General features: G+C 75.4%; 13 protein-coding genes and 1 tRNA gene. 7 read left to right on the forward strand and 7 right to left on the reverse strand.

The window, feature by feature from the left end; translation table 11 throughout:
• Positions 1-98 precede the first annotated feature (98 nt).
• Positions 99-1,964: a putative bifunctional diguanylate cyclase/phosphodiesterase gene (locus ACI78Q_RS09350; RefSeq protein WP_456923059.1), complete on the reverse strand. Its 1,866-nt coding sequence runs from the start codon at positions 1,962-1,964 to the stop codon at positions 99-101.
• 87 nt (positions 1,965-2,051) lie between these two features.
• Complete coding sequence (locus ACI78Q_RS09355; protein ID WP_456923060.1) at positions 2,052-2,207, reverse strand: hypothetical protein; 156 nt, start codon at positions 2,205-2,207, stop codon at positions 2,052-2,054.
• A 42-nt stretch (positions 2,208-2,249) separates the two neighbouring features.
• Between ACI78Q_RS09355 and ACI78Q_RS09360 the strand changes: the two genes are divergently transcribed.
• The 3 genes from ACI78Q_RS09360 to ACI78Q_RS09370 all read left to right on the forward strand — a co-directional run bounded on the left by ACI78Q_RS09360 (position 2,250) and on the right by ACI78Q_RS09370 (position 5,701).
• The gene (locus ACI78Q_RS09360; protein ID WP_456923061.1) at positions 2,250-2,897 is read left to right on the forward strand and encodes a haloacid dehalogenase-like hydrolase; all 648 of its coding nucleotides are present in this window, start codon (positions 2,250-2,252) and stop codon (positions 2,895-2,897) included.
• Between the two features lie 57 nt (positions 2,898-2,954).
• Complete coding sequence (locus ACI78Q_RS09365) at positions 2,955-3,980, forward strand: NADPH:quinone reductase (RefSeq protein ID WP_456923062.1); 1,026 nt, start codon at positions 2,955-2,957, stop codon at positions 3,978-3,980.
• 191 nt (positions 3,981-4,171) lie between these two features.
• Complete coding sequence (locus ACI78Q_RS09370) at positions 4,172-5,701, forward strand: AMP-binding protein (protein ID WP_456923063.1); 1,530 nt, start codon at positions 4,172-4,174, stop codon at positions 5,699-5,701.
• Between the two features lie 25 nt (positions 5,702-5,726).
• Here ACI78Q_RS09370 and ACI78Q_RS09375 read toward each other — a convergent pair whose 3' ends face one another.
• The 3 genes from ACI78Q_RS09375 to ACI78Q_RS09385 form a co-directional block, all read right to left on the reverse strand.
• A complete protein-coding gene (locus tag ACI78Q_RS09375) occupies positions 5,727-6,890 on the reverse strand; it encodes an acyl-CoA dehydrogenase family protein (RefSeq protein ID WP_456923064.1) in 1,164 nt (387 codons plus the stop codon).
• Positions 6,887-8,881 (reverse strand): ATP-binding protein, encoded by a 1,995-nt coding sequence (locus tag ACI78Q_RS09380; RefSeq protein ID WP_456923065.1) that lies wholly within the window; start codon positions 8,879-8,881, stop codon positions 6,887-6,889. Before ACI78Q_RS09380 ends, ACI78Q_RS09375 begins: the two co-directional genes overlap by 4 nt.
• A gap of 102 nt (positions 8,882-8,983) precedes the next feature.
• Positions 8,984-10,597, reverse strand: a complete 1,614-nt coding sequence (locus ACI78Q_RS09385; RefSeq protein WP_456923066.1) for a carboxyl transferase domain-containing protein — start codon at positions 10,595-10,597, stop codon at positions 8,984-8,986.
• A gap of 133 nt (positions 10,598-10,730) precedes the next feature.
• On the opposite strand from ACI78Q_RS09385, the gene ACI78Q_RS09390 reads away from it, so the two are divergent.
• Positions 10,731-11,324, forward strand: a complete 594-nt coding sequence (locus ACI78Q_RS09390; protein WP_456923067.1) for an SACE_7040 family transcriptional regulator — start codon at positions 10,731-10,733, stop codon at positions 11,322-11,324.
• Positions 11,325-11,376: 52 nt separating this feature from the next.
• Here ACI78Q_RS09390 and ACI78Q_RS09395 read toward each other — a convergent pair whose 3' ends face one another.
• Both ACI78Q_RS09395 and ACI78Q_RS09400 read right to left on the reverse strand, forming a co-directional pair.
• A complete protein-coding gene (locus tag ACI78Q_RS09395; RefSeq protein WP_456923068.1) occupies positions 11,377-13,101 on the reverse strand; it encodes a hypothetical protein in 1,725 nt (574 codons plus the stop codon).
• 120 nt (positions 13,102-13,221) lie between these two features.
• Positions 13,222-14,436 carry a hypothetical protein gene (locus ACI78Q_RS09400; RefSeq protein ID WP_456923070.1) on the reverse strand — a complete coding sequence of 405 codons (1,215 nt, stop codon included), beginning with the start codon at positions 14,434-14,436 and terminating at the stop codon, positions 13,222-13,224.
• Between the two features lie 151 nt (positions 14,437-14,587).
• On the opposite strand from ACI78Q_RS09400, the gene orn reads away from it, so the two are divergent.
• From orn to ACI78Q_RS09415, 3 genes are all read left to right on the forward strand, one after another.
• A complete protein-coding gene (gene orn, locus ACI78Q_RS09405) occupies positions 14,588-15,262 on the forward strand; it encodes an oligoribonuclease (protein ID WP_456923071.1) in 675 nt (224 codons plus the stop codon).
• Positions 15,263-15,330: 68 nt separating this feature from the next.
• Positions 15,331-15,406: transfer RNA gene (locus ACI78Q_RS09410), tRNA-His, on the forward strand.
• 90 nt (positions 15,407-15,496) lie between these two features.
• Positions 15,497-15,766, forward strand: coding sequence for a response regulator transcription factor (locus ACI78Q_RS09415; protein WP_456923072.1), 270 nt, complete (start codon positions 15,497-15,499; stop codon positions 15,764-15,766).
• The last annotated feature ends 24 nt before the right edge of the window (positions 15,767-15,790 follow it).

The following is a 15,790-nucleotide window of genomic DNA, read 5'->3' on the forward strand; positions in this document are numbered from 1 at the left end:
CGGCGGCGGTGTGTGCACGCGTCCCGGTGCGCCGGGATCGGCGGTCTCGCACGCTGCACGACGTCCGGCGTGCGTGACCGCCGACCCCGGCGGGACGCTCAGCGGCGCACGGCCACCCGTCCGCGCGGGGCGGGGACGGCGGGGGCGTCCGCGGCCGCCGGGGTCTGCGCGCCGGCCGGCGCGGGCCGCCCGAACAGGTAGCCCTGGGCGTGCGAGCAGGCCAGCCGGCCGAGCACGGCCTGCTGCTCCGGGGTCTCCACGCCCTCGGCGACGACGTCGAGGTGCAGGCTGCGGGCCAGTTCGATGATCGAGGCGACCAGCGTGGTCGACCGGTTACCGGTGCCCAGTTCCTGCACGAAGCTGCGGTCGATCTTCACGATGTCGGCCGGTAGCCGGCGCAGGTAGGACAGGCTGGAGTAGCCGGTGCCGAAGTCGTCGATGGCGATCCGGACGCCGAGGGTGCGCAGCGCCAGCAGCTGGCCGACGACCTGGTCGACGTCCCGGACCAGCACGCCCTCGGTGACCTCCAGCGTGAGCTGACGGGCCGGCAGGCCACTCGCGGCGAGTGCAGCGCGCACGGTGGCGACCACGTCGTCGTCGGCCAGCTGCCGGGGCGAGAGGTTGACGGCGATGCCGATCGGCCGGCCGGCCGAGGCCGACCACGCGGCGGCCTGCCGGGTCGCCTCCCCGAGGACCCAGCGGCCGATCTCGACGATGTGCCCGCCCTCCTCGGCCAGCGGGACGAACTCGACCGGGGACACCAGCCCGCGGGTCGGGTGGTGCCAGCGCAGCAGCGCCTCGTAGCCGGTGGTGACTCCGGCGGCCAGGTCGATGGTCGGCTGGTAGTGGACCTCGAACTGGCCGGCCGCGGTGGCGGCGGCGAGGTCCTCGAGGAGCTCGGCCTTGCCCTGCGCGTCCTCCGCCATCCCGTCGGCGTACTGGACCAGCCGGTTCTTTCCCCGGGCCTTGGCCATGTACATCGCCAGGTCGGCGTTGCGCAGCAGGGTGACCGCGTCGCGCTCGGCGGCGGTGCCGGTGTCGGCGGTACCGATGCTGGCGTGCACCGACAGCGGGCGGCCGTCGACGGTGACCGGGTCGGCCAGCGCCCGCAGGATCCGCTCACCGACGGCGGCGGCGACCTCGGGGCCGCCGTCCACCACGATGGCGAACTCGTCGCCGCCGAGGCGGGCGACCTCGTCGCCGGAGCGCAAGCACCCGGCCAGCCGCTGCGCGACGGCGACCAGCAGCCGGTCACCGGCGGCGTGGCCGCGGGCGTCGTTGACGTCGCGGAAGTCGTCGACGTCGAGCACCAGCGCGCTCACCGGCGCGCGGTCGCCGGCCAGCAGGCGGTCGGCGTTCTCCACCAGCTGCGTGCGGTTGGCCAGACCGGTGAGGCGGTCGCGCAGGCCCTGCTGCTCGTTCAGCCGCCAGGCGGCGAGGTGGGCGAGGCTGGCGGCCAGCACGAACACGCCGTGCACCGCCGCCCACGCCCACGGGGAGCGGTGGGCGCCCTCGTGCCCGAAGACCTCGTGCGGGAACACGGTGCCCGCGACCCCGTGATGGACCAGCACCACCAGCAGCGCCAGCCCGAAGGGCAGCCAGCTCTGGTAGAGGGCCACCAGACCGATGACGACGAAGAAGTGGAAGTGCGTCTCGGTCAGCCCGCCGAGGACGTGCACCAGCGCCACGGAGGCACCGAGCAGGCTCAGCGACGTCGCGGTGGCGCAGAGCCCCCGCCACGCGCCCGGCAGCACCAGGAAGACCAACGGGTAGCCGACGGCGCACACCACGAACAGGGCGGTGAGCGGCGAGTGCCCGACCGCGACGGTCAGCACGCCCAGGGCCAGGGCCTGGACGGCCGCGATCCACACGATGGCGCGGTGCCGCCGCAGCCACACCTCGCGGGGCAGGCTGCGCCCCTCGGGGAGCACGGCCGCGAGGCGGCCGGGGAGTCTGAGCTGCACCTCCCTGTGATCGGCGCGGCGGCGCCCGGGTGGAGTGCTCTCCGCTCCCGCTCACCCCGAGGGGGGACCCCTGCCCAGGCGGCCCGGTCAGCCGGCGGCGGACCGCCGGCCGCGTCCCGAGCGGCGACGCCGCCAGGCACCGAGCCGCTGCACGGCGACCCCCACGCGGTCCGCCGCCGTCCCGGGCTCCGGTGCCGCGCCGATCTGCCGCGCCACGGCCAGGACGTCGGTGACCGTGCGCACCCGCAGGTTTCCCGCACCACCCCAGGCCGGTACTCCCCTGGTGTGGCCCGGACCGTCGTCGTCGACCTCGACAAGGTGCTGCTCGGCGGCGACGCCTCGACCCTCTTCCTCGCCGGGCGGCTGCGGCAGGCACCGTGGCGCGCCGTCCCCCTGCTGCTGGCCGCGCCGCTCCTGCTCGTCGGCTCCGCGCTGCCCTGGACCCGCCCCCTGGCGGCCCGGCTGCTCACCCGGCTCGCCGTCGGCGGGCGTCCGGCGTCCGACGTCGCGGCGGTCGCCGACGCCTACCGGGCGGCCATGGCCCGGCGGCCCGAAGCCGTCGTCGCCGAGGCCGTCGCCCGCGTGCGGGCGCACCGGGCCGCCGGGGACGAGGTGGTGGTGGCCACCGGCTGCGAGGAGACGATGGCCCGCGGGTTCCTGGCCGCCGTCGACCTGGCCGACGTCGACGTCGTCGGCTCGACCGGGTCGCTCCTCCCGCCTAGGACGCGCCGGGCCATCGGGGCGACCAAGGTGCAGATGCTGAGCGAGCGCGGCCACCCGCCACCGTGGACCGCCGTCTACAGCGACAGCCCGTCGGACCTCCCGCTGTTCGCCGGCACGGAGCGGCCCGTGCTGGTGAACGCCGACGACCGGGCCGCGCGGCAGGTGACCCGCGTCCTCGGCCGCCGCCCGGAGACCGTCCGCTGGCGGTGAGACCGCCCCGGAACCGATCCGTGCGCTGATCGCCGCGCGAACGGGTAGGGCGCTGGCGTGCGAGCCATCACCTACACGCAACGCGGCGCCGCCGACGTCCTCCAGCTCGTCGACCGCCCCACCCCCGAGCCCGGCCCCGGCGAGGTCCGGGTGCGCGTCGCCTTCTCCGGTGTGAACCCCACGGACTGGAAGACCCGCAGCGGCGCCGCCGGGGGCGCCGCGGTCGGCCCGGACGGGCAGATCCCCAACCAGGACGGCTCGGGCACCGTGGACGCCGTCGGCGAGGGTGTCGACCCGGTGCTGGTCGGCGAGCGGGTGTGGATCTGGGAGGCGGCCTGGCAGCGACCGTTCGGCACCGCCGCCGAGTACACGGTCGTCCCGGCCCGGCACGTCGTGCTGCTGGGCGCGGGCCCGTCCTTCGAGCTCGGCGCGGCGCTCGGCATCCCGTTCCTCACCGCCCACCGCTGCCTGACCGTCGCCGAGTCTCTCCCCGACCGGCTCGGTCCCGGCTCGCTGACCGGGCACACCGTCCTCGTGCAGGGCGGCGCCGGCGCGGTGGGCAACGCCGCGATCCAGCTGGCCCGCTGGGCCGACGCGACCGTCATCGCCACGGTCAGCAGCCCGCGCAAGGCGCAGCTGGCCGCCGCGGCCGGGGCCAGCCACGTCATCGACTACCGGGAGCAGGACGTCGTCGCCGAGGTCGGCAAGATCACGACGAAGGGCGTGGCTGCGGTCGTCGAGGTGGCACCCGCCCAGAACGCCGCCGTGGACGCCCAGGTGCTCGGGCAGCACGGCGCGGTGGCGGTCTACGCCAACAACGGCGGGGACGAGGTGACCCTGCCGGTCCGCGCGCAGATGACGGCCAACGTCCGCTGGCAGTTCGTCTACGTCTACACCGAGCCGGAGCGGGCCAAGGCGATCGCCGTCGAGGACGTCAACGCCGCCGTCCTGGACGGCGCGGTCCGGGTCGGTGAGGACGCCGGGCTGCCGCTGCACGTGTACCCGCTGGCCGAGACCGCGCAGGCACACCGGGCGGTGGAGGAGGGCGCCGTCGGCAAGGTGCTCGTCGACGTGACCGCCTGACCCGCAGCGGAGGCCGGCAGCGCAGGAGACCTGCGCTCCCGGCCTCCGCTGGGTCGGGGTGCACCGCCCGCGGGCCGATGCGTGGGCGAGCGCCTCCCCATCGGCCCGGCCGAGGGCCAGCATGGGGGGTGGCGTCGAGCACCACCTCGTCGTCCGGCTCGGCGCCGAGAGCGGACCGGGAAGGACCCGCCATGATCATCCGCAGTCGGTTCCCCGCCGTCCCCGTCCCCGACCGGACCCTGCCCGCCTTCCTGCTGGATCGCGCGGCCGAGCGCGGCGAGGCGCCCGCGCTCGTCGACGGGGCCACCGGGAGGGTGACCAGCCACGCCGAGCTCGAGGAGGCCGTGCGCCGGGCCGCGACCGGCTTCGCCGCCGCCGGCACCGCCCGGGGCGACGTCGTGGCGCTCATGGCGCCCAACTGCCCGGAGTGGGCGGTGGCACTGCTCGGTGCCCAGGCCGCGGGGGCCGCGGTGACGCCGGTCAACCCGCTGGCACCGCCCGAGCAGGTCGCCGTCCAGCTGCAGGACTCCGGCGCCCGGTGTCTGGTCACCGTTCCCGCCCTGCTGGACCGGGTGGGGGTCGCCGCGGACAAGGCGGGCGTGACCGACGTCGTCGTCCTCGGCGAGGCACCCGGCGCCCGGTCCTTCGCCGAGCTGCTCGGCGCCGTCGGCGGGCCACCCGTCGCCGGGAGCCCCACCGACGTCGCCCTGCTGCCGTACTCCAGCGGGACCACCGGCCTGCCCAAGGGCGTCCGGCTGACCCACCGGTCGCTGGTCGCCAGCTGTGTGCAGACCGAACCGCTGTTCTCCTACGCCCCGACCGACACCACGGTGGCCGTGCTCCCGTGGTGGCACGCCGCCGGGTTCGCCACCCAGCTGGTGCACCCGCTGCACGTGGGCGCCACGACCGTGACGATGCCCCGCTTCGACCTGCCGGAGTTCCTCGGCCTGCTGGCGCGCCACCGGGTGGCCAAGCAGGTGGTGGTTCCCCCGATCGTGCTGGCGCTGGCCAAGCACCCCGCCGTCGACGACGTCGACCTCTCCGCGCTCGAGGTGCTCGGCAGCGGCGCGGCCCCGCTCGGCGCCGGGCTCGAGCAGGCCTGCGCCGCCCGCCTGGGCTGCGTGGTCCTGCAGGGCTACGGGATGACCGAGACCGGCCCCATGCTGGCCATCGCGCCCCTGAACGGGGACCGCCCCCGACCGCCCGGGTCGGCCGGGATGCTCGTGGCCGGCACCGAGGCGCGGCTGGTCGACCCGATCAGCGGCCAGGACGCCGAGGTCGGGGAGCTGTGGGTGCGCGGCGCGCAGGTCATGGCCGGCTACCTGAACGCGCCGGCGGCCACCGCGGCGACGCTTGACGCCGACGGCTGGCTGCGCACCGGCGACCTCGCGACCGTCGACGCCGACGGCTGGCTGTTCCTCCTCGACCGGGTGAAGGAGCTGATCAAGTACAAGGGCCACCAGGTCGCCCCCGCGGCGCTGGAGGCCGTGCTGACCACCCACCCGGCGGTGGCGGACGCGGCCGTGGTGGGGATCCCCGACGAGGAGGCCGGGGAGCTGCCGCGGGCCTTCGTCGCCCGGCGCGGCCCGGTCTCCGAGCAGGAGCTGACCGACTACGTGGCCGAGCGGGTGGCTCCCCAGGAGAGGGTGCGCGACGTCGTCTTCGTCGACGAGATCCCCCGGTCGCCGACCGGCAAGGTGCTGCGCCGCCTGCTGAAGTGAGCCCGGGCCGCCGAGGCTGCGGCGCTCAGCCGACGCCGAGGTCGCGGGCGATGAGCATCCGCTGCACCTCGCTGGTGCCCTCGCCGATCTCGAGGATCTTGGCGTCGCGGTAGAAGCGGCCCACCGGGAACTCGTTCATGAAGCCGTAGCCGCCGTGCACCTGGGAGGCGTAGCGGGCGTTGTCCATCGCCACCTCGGAGCTGTAGAGCTTGGCGATCGAGGCCTCGCGCTTGAACGGCTCCCCGCGCAGCATCTTCTCCGCCGCCCGGTAGTACGCCAGCCGCGCGGTGGAGGCCCGCACCTCCATGTCGGCGATCATGAACTGGATCGCCTGGTTGCGGCCGATGGGCTGCCCGAACGCCTCGCGCTGGGCGGCGTACTTGACCGACTCGTCCACACAGCCCTGCGCCAGCCCCACGGCCAGCGCGGAGATGGCGATGCGGCCCTCGTCGAGGATGGAGAGGAACTGCGCGTAGCCGCGGCCCCGCTCCCCCACCAGGTTCTCCTCCGGCACCCGGCAGTCGCTGAAGGAGAGCTCGCGGGTGTCCGAGGCGTTCCAGCCGATCTTCGAGTACCGCTGGCCGACGGCGAAGCCCGGCGTCCCGGAGGGGATCGCGATGGCCGAGATCTCCTTGCCGCCGTCCGGCCGGGTGCCGGTGACGGCGGTGACCGTCACCAGCTCGGTCATGTCCGTGCCCGAGTTGGTGATGAACGCCTTGGAGCCGTTGACCACCCAGTGGCCGTCCTCCAGGCGCGCGGTGGTGCGGGTGGCGCCGGCGTCCGAGCCGCCGCCTGGCTCGGTGAGCCCGAACGCGCCGAGCGCCTCCCCCGCGCACAGCCGGGGCAGCCACCGCTGCTTCTGCTCCTCGGTGCCGAACCGGTAGATCGGCATCGCCCCGAGCGAGACGCCGGCCTCCAGCGTGATCGCCATGGAGGAGTCGACCCGGGCCAGCTCCTCCAGCGCCACGCACAAGGTGAAGTAGGTGCCGCCGGAGCCGCCGTACTCCTCGGGGAAGGGCAACCCGAACAGGCCCAGCTCCCCCATCTGCCGCACGATCGCGGTGGGGAACTCGTCGCGCTCGTAGAACCCCCCGATCTGCGGCGCGATCACCTCCTGGGCGAACTCGCGCACGACCTTGCGCAGCGCGTCGGTCTCCTCGTCGAGCCGGTAGTCGAGCACCTGCGTCACTCCCCCTCGTCGGCGGCCGATGGGGTCACCACGGCCACCCGCTCGTCGAGCCGGACCTGGTGGCCGGCCGTCACGCCGAGCTCGGTGACCGTCCCCGCGACGGGGGCGGTCAGCACGTGCTCCATCTTCATCGCCTCGACGACCAGCAGCGGGGTCCCCGCCTCCACCCGGTCGCCGACGGACGCCTGCACCACGGTCACCGTCCCCGGCATCGGCGCGGTGACGACACCGCCCCCGCCGGCCCCCTCCGCCGCGGAGTGCAGCCGCTCGTGCTCGCGGAACGCGGCCACCCGGCCGTTGGCGGCCAGCCAGACGTCCCCGCCGGTGTGGACGACGGCGAACCGGGAGGTGACGCCGTCCAGGGTCACGACCAGCTCGTCGCCGTCGCGCACCGCCGAGGCCCGCACCGGGTCGCCGTCACCCACCCGCACCTGCGCAGCGCCGGAGCGCCCGCGCACGCGCACGCTCACCGGGTCACCGCCGGAGGCCTGCAGCCGGCGGACCGTCCACGCCGGCTCGCCCAGCCGCCACCCGTCGGGGACGTCCCAGCGGTCCACCACCGGCCCGGCCGGCTCGGCCTCCACCAGCAGCGCCAGCGCGGCCGCGGCGTAGACCGTCGGCGGCACCGGCGCGGCGGCGGTCAGCGTCTCGCCGCGCCGCTCGATCAGCCCGGTGTCCAGCCGCCCGGCGACGACGTCGGGGTCGGTGAGCAGGGCCCGCAGGAAGGCGGTGTTGGTCGGCACCCCGAGGACGGCGGTGTGTCCCAGCGCCCCGACCAGCCGCGCCCGCGCGGTGTCGCGGTCGGGGCCGTGCGCGACGACCTTGGCCAGCATCGGGTCGTAGTCGGTGCCGACGACCGAGCCCACGGCCAGCGAGCTGTCCAGCCGGATCCCGGCGCCGGTGGGCTCCCGGAGGCCGAGCACGGTGCCGGTCTGCGGGAGGAAGCCCCGGACCGGGTCCTCGGCGTACAGCCGCGCCTCGATCGCGTGCCCGTCCAGCCGGACGTCGTCCTGACCGAACGGCAGCCGCTCACCGGCCGCCACGCGCACCTGGAGCTCGACCAGGTCCAGGCCGGTGACGCACTCGGTCACTGGGTGCTCGACCTGCAGCCGGGTGTTCATCTCGAGGAAGAAGAAGTCGTCCGCCCGCTCGGCGTCGACGATGAACTCCACCGTGCCCGCACCCGTGTACCCGACCGCGCGGGCGGCCTCGACGGCGGCGGCGCCCATGGCCGAGCGCTGCGCCGGGGACAGCAGCGGCGAGGGTGCCTCCTCGATGACCTTCTGGTGCCGTCGCTGCAGGCTGCACTCGCGCTCGCCCAGGTGGACGACGGTCCCGTGCGCGTCGCCGAGCACCTGCACCTCGATGTGCCGCGCGGCGCCGATGTAGCGCTCCACCAGCAGGGTGTCGTCGCCGAAGGAGCCCCGCGCCTCGCGTCGCGCGGCCGCGATGGCCTCGGGCAGCTCGGCGGCCGAGCGCACCACCCGCATGCCCTTGCCGCCACCGCCGGCGCTGGGCTTGAGCAGCACCGGGAAGCCGGCCTCGACCGCGGCGGCGGCCACCGTGTCGTCGTCCATGCCCGGTTCGGTCCGGCCGGGGACGACGGGGACGCCGGCGGCCATGACCGTCTGCTTCGCGCGGATCTTGTCGCCCATCGCCTCGATCGCGGCGACCGGCGGGCCGATGAAGACGACGCCGGCCTTGTCACAGGCCCGGGCGAACTCCACGTTCTCCGACAGGAACCCGTAGCCGGGGTGCACCGCCTGCGCGCCGGTGCGGGCGGCGGCGTCCAGCACCCGCTCGATGGACAGGTAGCTCTCGGCGGCCGGCGCCGGGCCGATCGGGACGGCGACGTCGGCGACGCGGGTGTGCAGCGCCCCCGCGTCGGCGGCGCTGTAGACCGCGACCGAGCGGATGCCCATCGACCGCAGCGTGCGGATGACGCGGACGGCGATCTCGCCGCGGTTGGCGACCAGGACGGTGTCGAACACGCGGCTCACCTCTCCCTCGTGGGTCCTACGGCAGGGAGTGCAGCTGCACTCACTGCCGTAGGACCGGCCGGGCATCGTGCGGCGAGGTCGGGAACCGGCCGGTCACATCCGGAACACGCCATAGCCGACCTCCTCCAGGGGTGCGTTGGCGCAGGCGGACAGGGCCAGGCCCAGCACGGTGCGGGTCTGGGCGGGGTCGATGACGCCGTCGTCCCACAGCCGGGCGGTGGCGTAGTAGGGGTGCCCCTGGTGCTCGTACTGCTCCCGGATCGGCGCCTTGAACGCCTCCTCCTCCGCCGCCGGCCACTCCTCGCCGCGGGCCTCGAGGCCGTCGCGGCGCACCTGGGCGAGCACCGACGCCGCCTGCTCCCCGCCCATCACCGAGATGCGGGCGTTGGGCCAGGTGAACAGGAACCGGGGCGAGTAGGCCCGGCCGCACATCGAGTAGTTGCCCGCGCCGAAGGAGCCGCCGATGACGACGGTGAGCTTCGGCACCCGCGCGCAGGCGACGGCGGTGACCATCTTCGCGCCGTGCTTGGCGATGCCGCCGGCCTCGTAGTCGCGGCCGACCATGAACCCGGAGATGTTCTGCAGGAACAGCAGGGGGATCGAGCGCCGGTCGCACAGCTCGATGAAGTGCGCGCCCTTGAGCGCCGACTCGCTGAACAGGACGCCGTTGTTGGCGATGATCCCGACGGGGTGGCCGTGCAGCCGGGCGAAGCCCGTGACCAGCGTCTGCCCGTACAGCGGCTTGAACTCGGCGAAGCGGCTGCCGTCGACCAGGCGGGCGATCACCTCGCGCACGTCGTAGGGGGTGCGCGGGTCCGGCGGCACGACCTCGTAGATCGACTCCGCCGGGTACAGCGGCTCCTCGGCGGGCTCGACGTCCCACGGGCGGGGGCTGCGCGGCCCGAGCGTGCCGACGATCTGCCGGACCAGTTGGAGCGCGTGCGCGTCGTCCTCGGCCAGGTGGTCGGTGACCCCGCTGACCCGGCTGTGCAGGTCGCCGCCGCCGAGTTCCTCGGCGGTGACCACCTCGCCGGTCGCCGCCTTCACCAGCGGCGGGCCGCCCAGGAAGATCGTCCCCTGCTCGCGGACGATCACCGCCTCGTCGCTCATCGCCGGCACGTACGCGCCGCCGGCGGTGCACGAGCCGAGGACGGCGGCGATCTGGGGGATGCCGGCCTTCGACATGGTCGCCTGGTTGAAGAAGATCCGGCCGAAGTGCTCGCGGTCGGGGAAGACGTCGTCCTGCATCGGCAGGAACGCACCGCCGGAGTCGACCAGGTAGACGCACGGCAGCCGGTTGTGCAGGGCCACCTCCTGCGCGCGCAGGTGCTTCTTCACCGTCATCGGGTAGTAGGTGCCGCCCTTGACGGTGGCGTCGTTGGCGACGACGACGCACTCGCGGCCGGAGACCCGCCCGATGCCGGTGATGATCCCGGCGGCCGGGGCGTCGCCGCCGTAGAGGCCGTGCGCGGCCAGTGGGGAGAGCTCCAGGAACGGGCTGCCCGGGTCGAGCAGGGCGTCGACCCGCTCCCTGGGCAGCAGCTTGCCGCGCTCGACGTGCCGCTGCCGGGCCCGCTCTCCCCCGCCCTGGGCCACCCGGCGCAGCTGCGCGGCCAGGTCGGCGGAGAGCGCGGCGTGGGCCTCGGCGTTGCGCCGGGCGGCGTCCGCGTCGGCGGCGGGTGTGCGGGCCAGCACGGGGGCGTCCACGGTGCGGATGTTAACGACGGTTCACGTCCCCGGTCAACGCGCGCTAGCATCCGGAGGTGACCGAGCTCGCGAGGTCACCCAGGGGCACAGCACCAGCGGTCGCGAGGCCGACGAGCGCCGGCGAGGAGGTCGCGTGACCGACGTCGACACCGCGCTGCACGCCGATGCCGCGCGTCCGTCGCGGCGGGAGCAGATCCTCCGGGCGGCCGCGCAGCTGTTCGCCGAGCGCGGCGCCCGGGCCGTGGGGGTGGACGACGTCGGCGCGGCCGTCGGCGTCACCGGCCCGGCGATCTACCGGCACTTCGCCAGCAAGGACGCGATGCTCGCCGAGATGCTGCTGCGCATCAGCGAGCGGCTGCTGGCCGGCGGCACCGAACGGGTCACCGACGCCGGCGACGACCCCCTGGCGCAGCTGCGGACGCTCATCGCCTTCCAGGTCGACTTCGCCCTCGACAACCCGGCACTCATCACCGTGCACGACCGCGACCTCGGCTCGCTGCCCGGCGACGACGCCGCCCAGGTGCGCCGGCTGCAGCGCCGCTACGTCGAGGTGTGGGTCGGCGTCCTGGGCCGGCTGCACCCCTCGGCGGACGCCGCGACCAGCCGGGCCCGGGCCCACGCGGTGTTCGGGTTGATCAACTCCACGCCGCACAGCGCCGGGCGGGTGCCGCGGGCGCAGATGGCCGCCCTGCTGGCCGCGATGGCCGAGGCCGCCGCCACCTCCTGAGAGAGAACCCGTCCCTCTCACCGCGCGCAGGCTCGCGGCGAGCCTCTGGATCTCAGGCGGTCGGCGAGGGCATCGGCAGGACCAGCGCGGTCGAGGCGAGGACGTCGAGGTCCGCGGCGCTGCCGGTGGATCCGGGCGCCGCCCACGCGGTCTCCACGATGGTCACGGTGCTGCCCGAGACGGCGCTGGCGTACTCCGCCCCGCTGAGCCCGTCGGGGCCGCCGTCGTAGCGCAGCCCCTCCCGCAGCAGGTCGCTGACGTTGCCGCTGCCGTTGCGGTCGGTCAGCGCGCGCAGCGCCCGTGCCCCGACGGTGTCGCCCATGTCCACCGTGGCGACCGAGACGACGACCGGACGCCCGCCGGCGTCGGTCGAGTAGAGCGCCCGGGCGAGGCCGGTGCAGTCGCTGTCGGCGAAGAAGTCGGCCACCGCGCCATAGGCGTTGCCCGCACACGTGGGGTCCACCTGCACCCGCTGGGCGACGAAGGTGCTGCCGTCGACCACCTCGCGGTCCCCCGGCTGCGGACCGGCCGGGGCGTCGGTCGGCGCGGCGGTGTCCCCGGCTTGTGCCGTCCCGGCACCGGAGGCAGCCGGCGTCTCGTCGTCGCCGAACAGCAGCGTCGCCCCGACGCCGAGGACGGCGGCGAGGAGCAGCGCCGCGACCGCGAGCAGCGCCGTCCGCAGCCGCGGCCGCGGGCGCCGGCGCGCCGCGACGAGCGGCACGCCCTCGGGCAGCGGCGCCCGGGGCGCGGGCAGCGGCTCGGCGGCCGCCGGCGCGGGCGCCGGCGGGGCGACCTCCTCCCGCTCGGCGCCGGCGAACAGGCCGCCGATGCCGCCGGTCTCGTCGGCGGGCACGCCGACCGTCGGGCCGACGAGGGTGTCCTTCGGTCCGGCGGACGCCGCGGCCACCGCGGCGTCCCGGGCGGCGGCCGCGCGGGACGCGGCCTCCTCGTCGGCGCGGATGGCCGCGGCGGCGACCGCCGCGGCCGCCGCCGGGTCCACGAGCGGGCGGGCGGGCGCCTGCGGAGCGGCCGGCACCGGCGCGGGCGGCGGGGCCGTCGCGGGGGCGGCGAACGCGGGGCCCGACGTCATCGCCGCGGGGGCCATCAGCTCGGGGGTGCGCAGGACGTAGGGCGAGTACGGGAAGCCCTCGCCGTTGAGCTCCTGCACCGACGGGCCGCGCCCGGCCAGGCCCAGCGCCTCGAGCGCGGCCCGCACGTCGGCCGTCGTCCACAGCCGGGGGTTGTCCACGCCGGCGTACCGGGCGCTGCGGGCGATGCCGAGCAGCAGGGACCGCGGCTCCAGGAGCGCCACCTGGTCGCCCTCGCCGAGGTCGCCGTCGGCGGGGACCAGCCCGGTGAGGTCGCCGACCAGCACCGTCAGCCGGGCGATGCGGCCGGGCTCGAGGCCGGTGCGGCGCAACCGGACGGCGGCGTCCATGCCCGCCCGCATGAGCCCGTCGAGGGGGCTGGAGCCGCCGCCGGCCAGCTGCAGCACGTCACCGGGCTGCCCGGCCTCCGGGCCGATGGTCCAGGCGCCCTCGGCCGCGGCGGTGACGACACCGCTCTGGCGGACCACCTCGACGACGCGGACGACGGCCAGGCCCTCGGGCACGAACACCACGGCGTCGGAGAGCCGGCGCTCCATCGGCCCGTCGACCACCGGGATCGACGCCACGACCGCGCCCCGGACCGCCCCGCCGGTGTCCCAGCGCACCAGTTCCTCGAACAGCGCCCGCTCACCCGCCGTCTGCAGCGGCATCGGGGTGAGGGGCAGCACGTCGTCCTCCGGGGGCGGGTCGGGTGGGGTGGGGCGGCGCGGAGCCGCGACCGGCGGCGGTGAGGGGCCGGCGGAGTCGTCGTCCGACGTTACGTCATGTGACGGGTCGGTCCCCCGCCATCAGCGGGCCGACGCGCCGCCGGACCGGACGGCGACGTCGTCGTCGTCCGCCTCGACCGGCTGCGCCCAGGCGGCCAGCCAGCGGCTGCGCGCCACGAGGTCCACCGCGGTCCACAGGACGGTGAAGGAGGCGCCGACCAGCAGCACCGACCACCACGTCCAGTCCCACGGCGGGAGGAAGCCGATCGCGTCCTGCGCCGCACCCGCGGCGTAGAAGACGGCGGTGACCACCGGCGCGGCCAGCCAGCCCGGCACCCGCCAGGTGACCGCGAGGTCGATCGCCACCGCACCGACGACGAGCACCAGCGGCAGGACCGACGGCGGGAAGTCCATCGCGACCAGGCCGAGCCACATGGCGGCGCGGTAGGCCAGATAGGTGCCGGCCACGACGGTGGCGGTCCAGCGCAACCCGACGAGCTCGCGCGCCACCACCAGGGCCAGCAGGCCGGCGCAGAGCATCCAGGCCGGGTGCACCCACGAGGGCACCGGGAGCATGAACATCGTCGGCGTCTGGCCCTGGGCGGCGGCGAAGTCCAGCAGCTGCGGCTCGGCCGTCGTCCGGCCGGCGTCGTAGGCCTGCAGCGACAGGACGCCGTACTCCTGGTGCTGGGCCGGGAAGACGACGTTCTCGACGAAGAACAGCCACAGGCCCAGCGAGACGAGGTCGCGCACCCGGCCCGGCGCGGCGTACAGCCACCAGCCGCGGACGGCGCCGGCCAGCATGATCGCCGTCCCGAGGTAGAGCAGCGCGTGGCTGGGGCTCCAGCTGGTGATGTCCAGGCCGTTGACGCGGTGGTTGACGATGTCGATCGGGATCGCGACCAGGAAGGTCGCGATGCCCGCCTGCATGAGCCGCAGCGCGCGGCGGTCGACGCCGTAGCCGCTGTAGCTGTGGAAGACCACCAGGGCGACGACGACGGCGGTGCCCGCGGAGTTGAGCAGGTGCGGCGGGGCCAGGTCGTCGCGCAGCCACTTGAAGTGCCAGGAGACGTCCCACGACGACCCGAGCATCTTCAGCAGGAAGGCGCCGAGCCAGGCGGTGTAGATCCACCGCAGCTCCTCCTGCGAGGTGGGCCGGCCCGGGCGACCGGGGGTCACGTACGCCAGCCACAGCCAGCGCAGCGCGCCGATCGGGTGGCGCAACGCGGCAGGCAGCGAGCCCGGAGCCGGCGGGACCGGTCGCCCGGTCGCGACGGGGACGGTGGCAGCGGGCACGGCGGGTACTCCTGGGCTCGGGGCGGGACCGGACCGAGCCTAGTGGCGGACGCCCCCGTTCCTCGACGCTCGACTGGCACCGGTGTGCCGCATGCGGTAGAGGGGGCATGCGCGGGGCGGCCGTGGCGAACGGGACGTACTGTCGTCCGACGTGGCGGAGAGCGCGGGACACCTGGTCTGGATCGACTGCGAGATGACCGGGTTGGACCTCACCCGGGACAAGCTGATCGAGGTCGCGGTGCTGGTCACCGACTCCGAGCTCACCGTGCTCGACCCCGGGCTGGACCTGGTGATCTCGGCCTCCGACGCCGACCTCGACGGGATGGCCGACGTCGTCACCGAGATGCACGCCAAGTCCGGGCTCACCGACGCCGTCCGCGCCGCGACGCTGACCGTCGCCGAGGCCGAGCAGCAGCTGCTGGCCTACGTGAAGCGCTTCGTGCCCGAGCGCCGCACCGCCCCGCTGTGCGGCAACTCGATCGGCACCGACCGGGGCTTCCTCGCCCGCGACATGCCCGAGCTGGACGACCACCTGCACTACCGGATGATCGACGTCTCCTCGATCAAGGAGCTGGCCCGCCGCTGGTTCCCGCGGGTGTACTTCGCCCAGCCGCAGAAGGGGCTGGCCCACCGCGCACTGGCCGACATCATCGAGTCCGTGCGGGAGCTGGCCTACTACCGGCAGACGCTGTTCGTCGACGGCCCCGGCCCGTCGACGTCCGAGGCGCAGGCCGCCTCCGCGCGGGTGACCGACGCCTTCGCGGCCGTCTTCGCCGCCGAGGAGGCCGGCGAGCCGGGCCAGCCACCCGCTGCGTCGGGGATCTGAGTCGCCGGGTATCGTTGCTCCGGTTCCCCGGCCGACCCGCTCTCGCCAGCGGCCGGCCGGGAGACGTGGTGGGTGTAGCTCAGCTGGTAGAGCACCAGGTTGTGATCCTGGGTGTCGCGGGTTCGAGCCCCGTCACTCACCCCACGTGGGAGAGGCCCTGGTCAGGCGACTGACCGGGGCCTCTCCCGTTCCCCGGCCCGGAGTGGGGGGCGAGATCACGCCTTCTGCCCCCTCGTGGGGGCAGATCGGGGGCAGTGGCGGGGCGACCGCGCACCGCAGACAGCTCCCGACACGCCGCAGGACCGCGTCGCCGCCCCGGACCTGAGCCCACGCGCACGCGACATCCTCCACCAGCTCGCCGGGCACTCCACCACACGGATGGCCGCCGCGCTGGCCCTGTCGACGAACACCGTGCGGGGCCACATCCAGACGCTGCGGCGCAAGCTCACCGCGCCGAACCGGGACGGCATCGTCGGCCGTGCCCGCGACCTGGGCCTGCTGTAGCGGGGCGGGCGACCGTCCGGGAGC

Source organism: Geodermatophilus sp. SYSU D00705 (assembly GCF_054050135.1).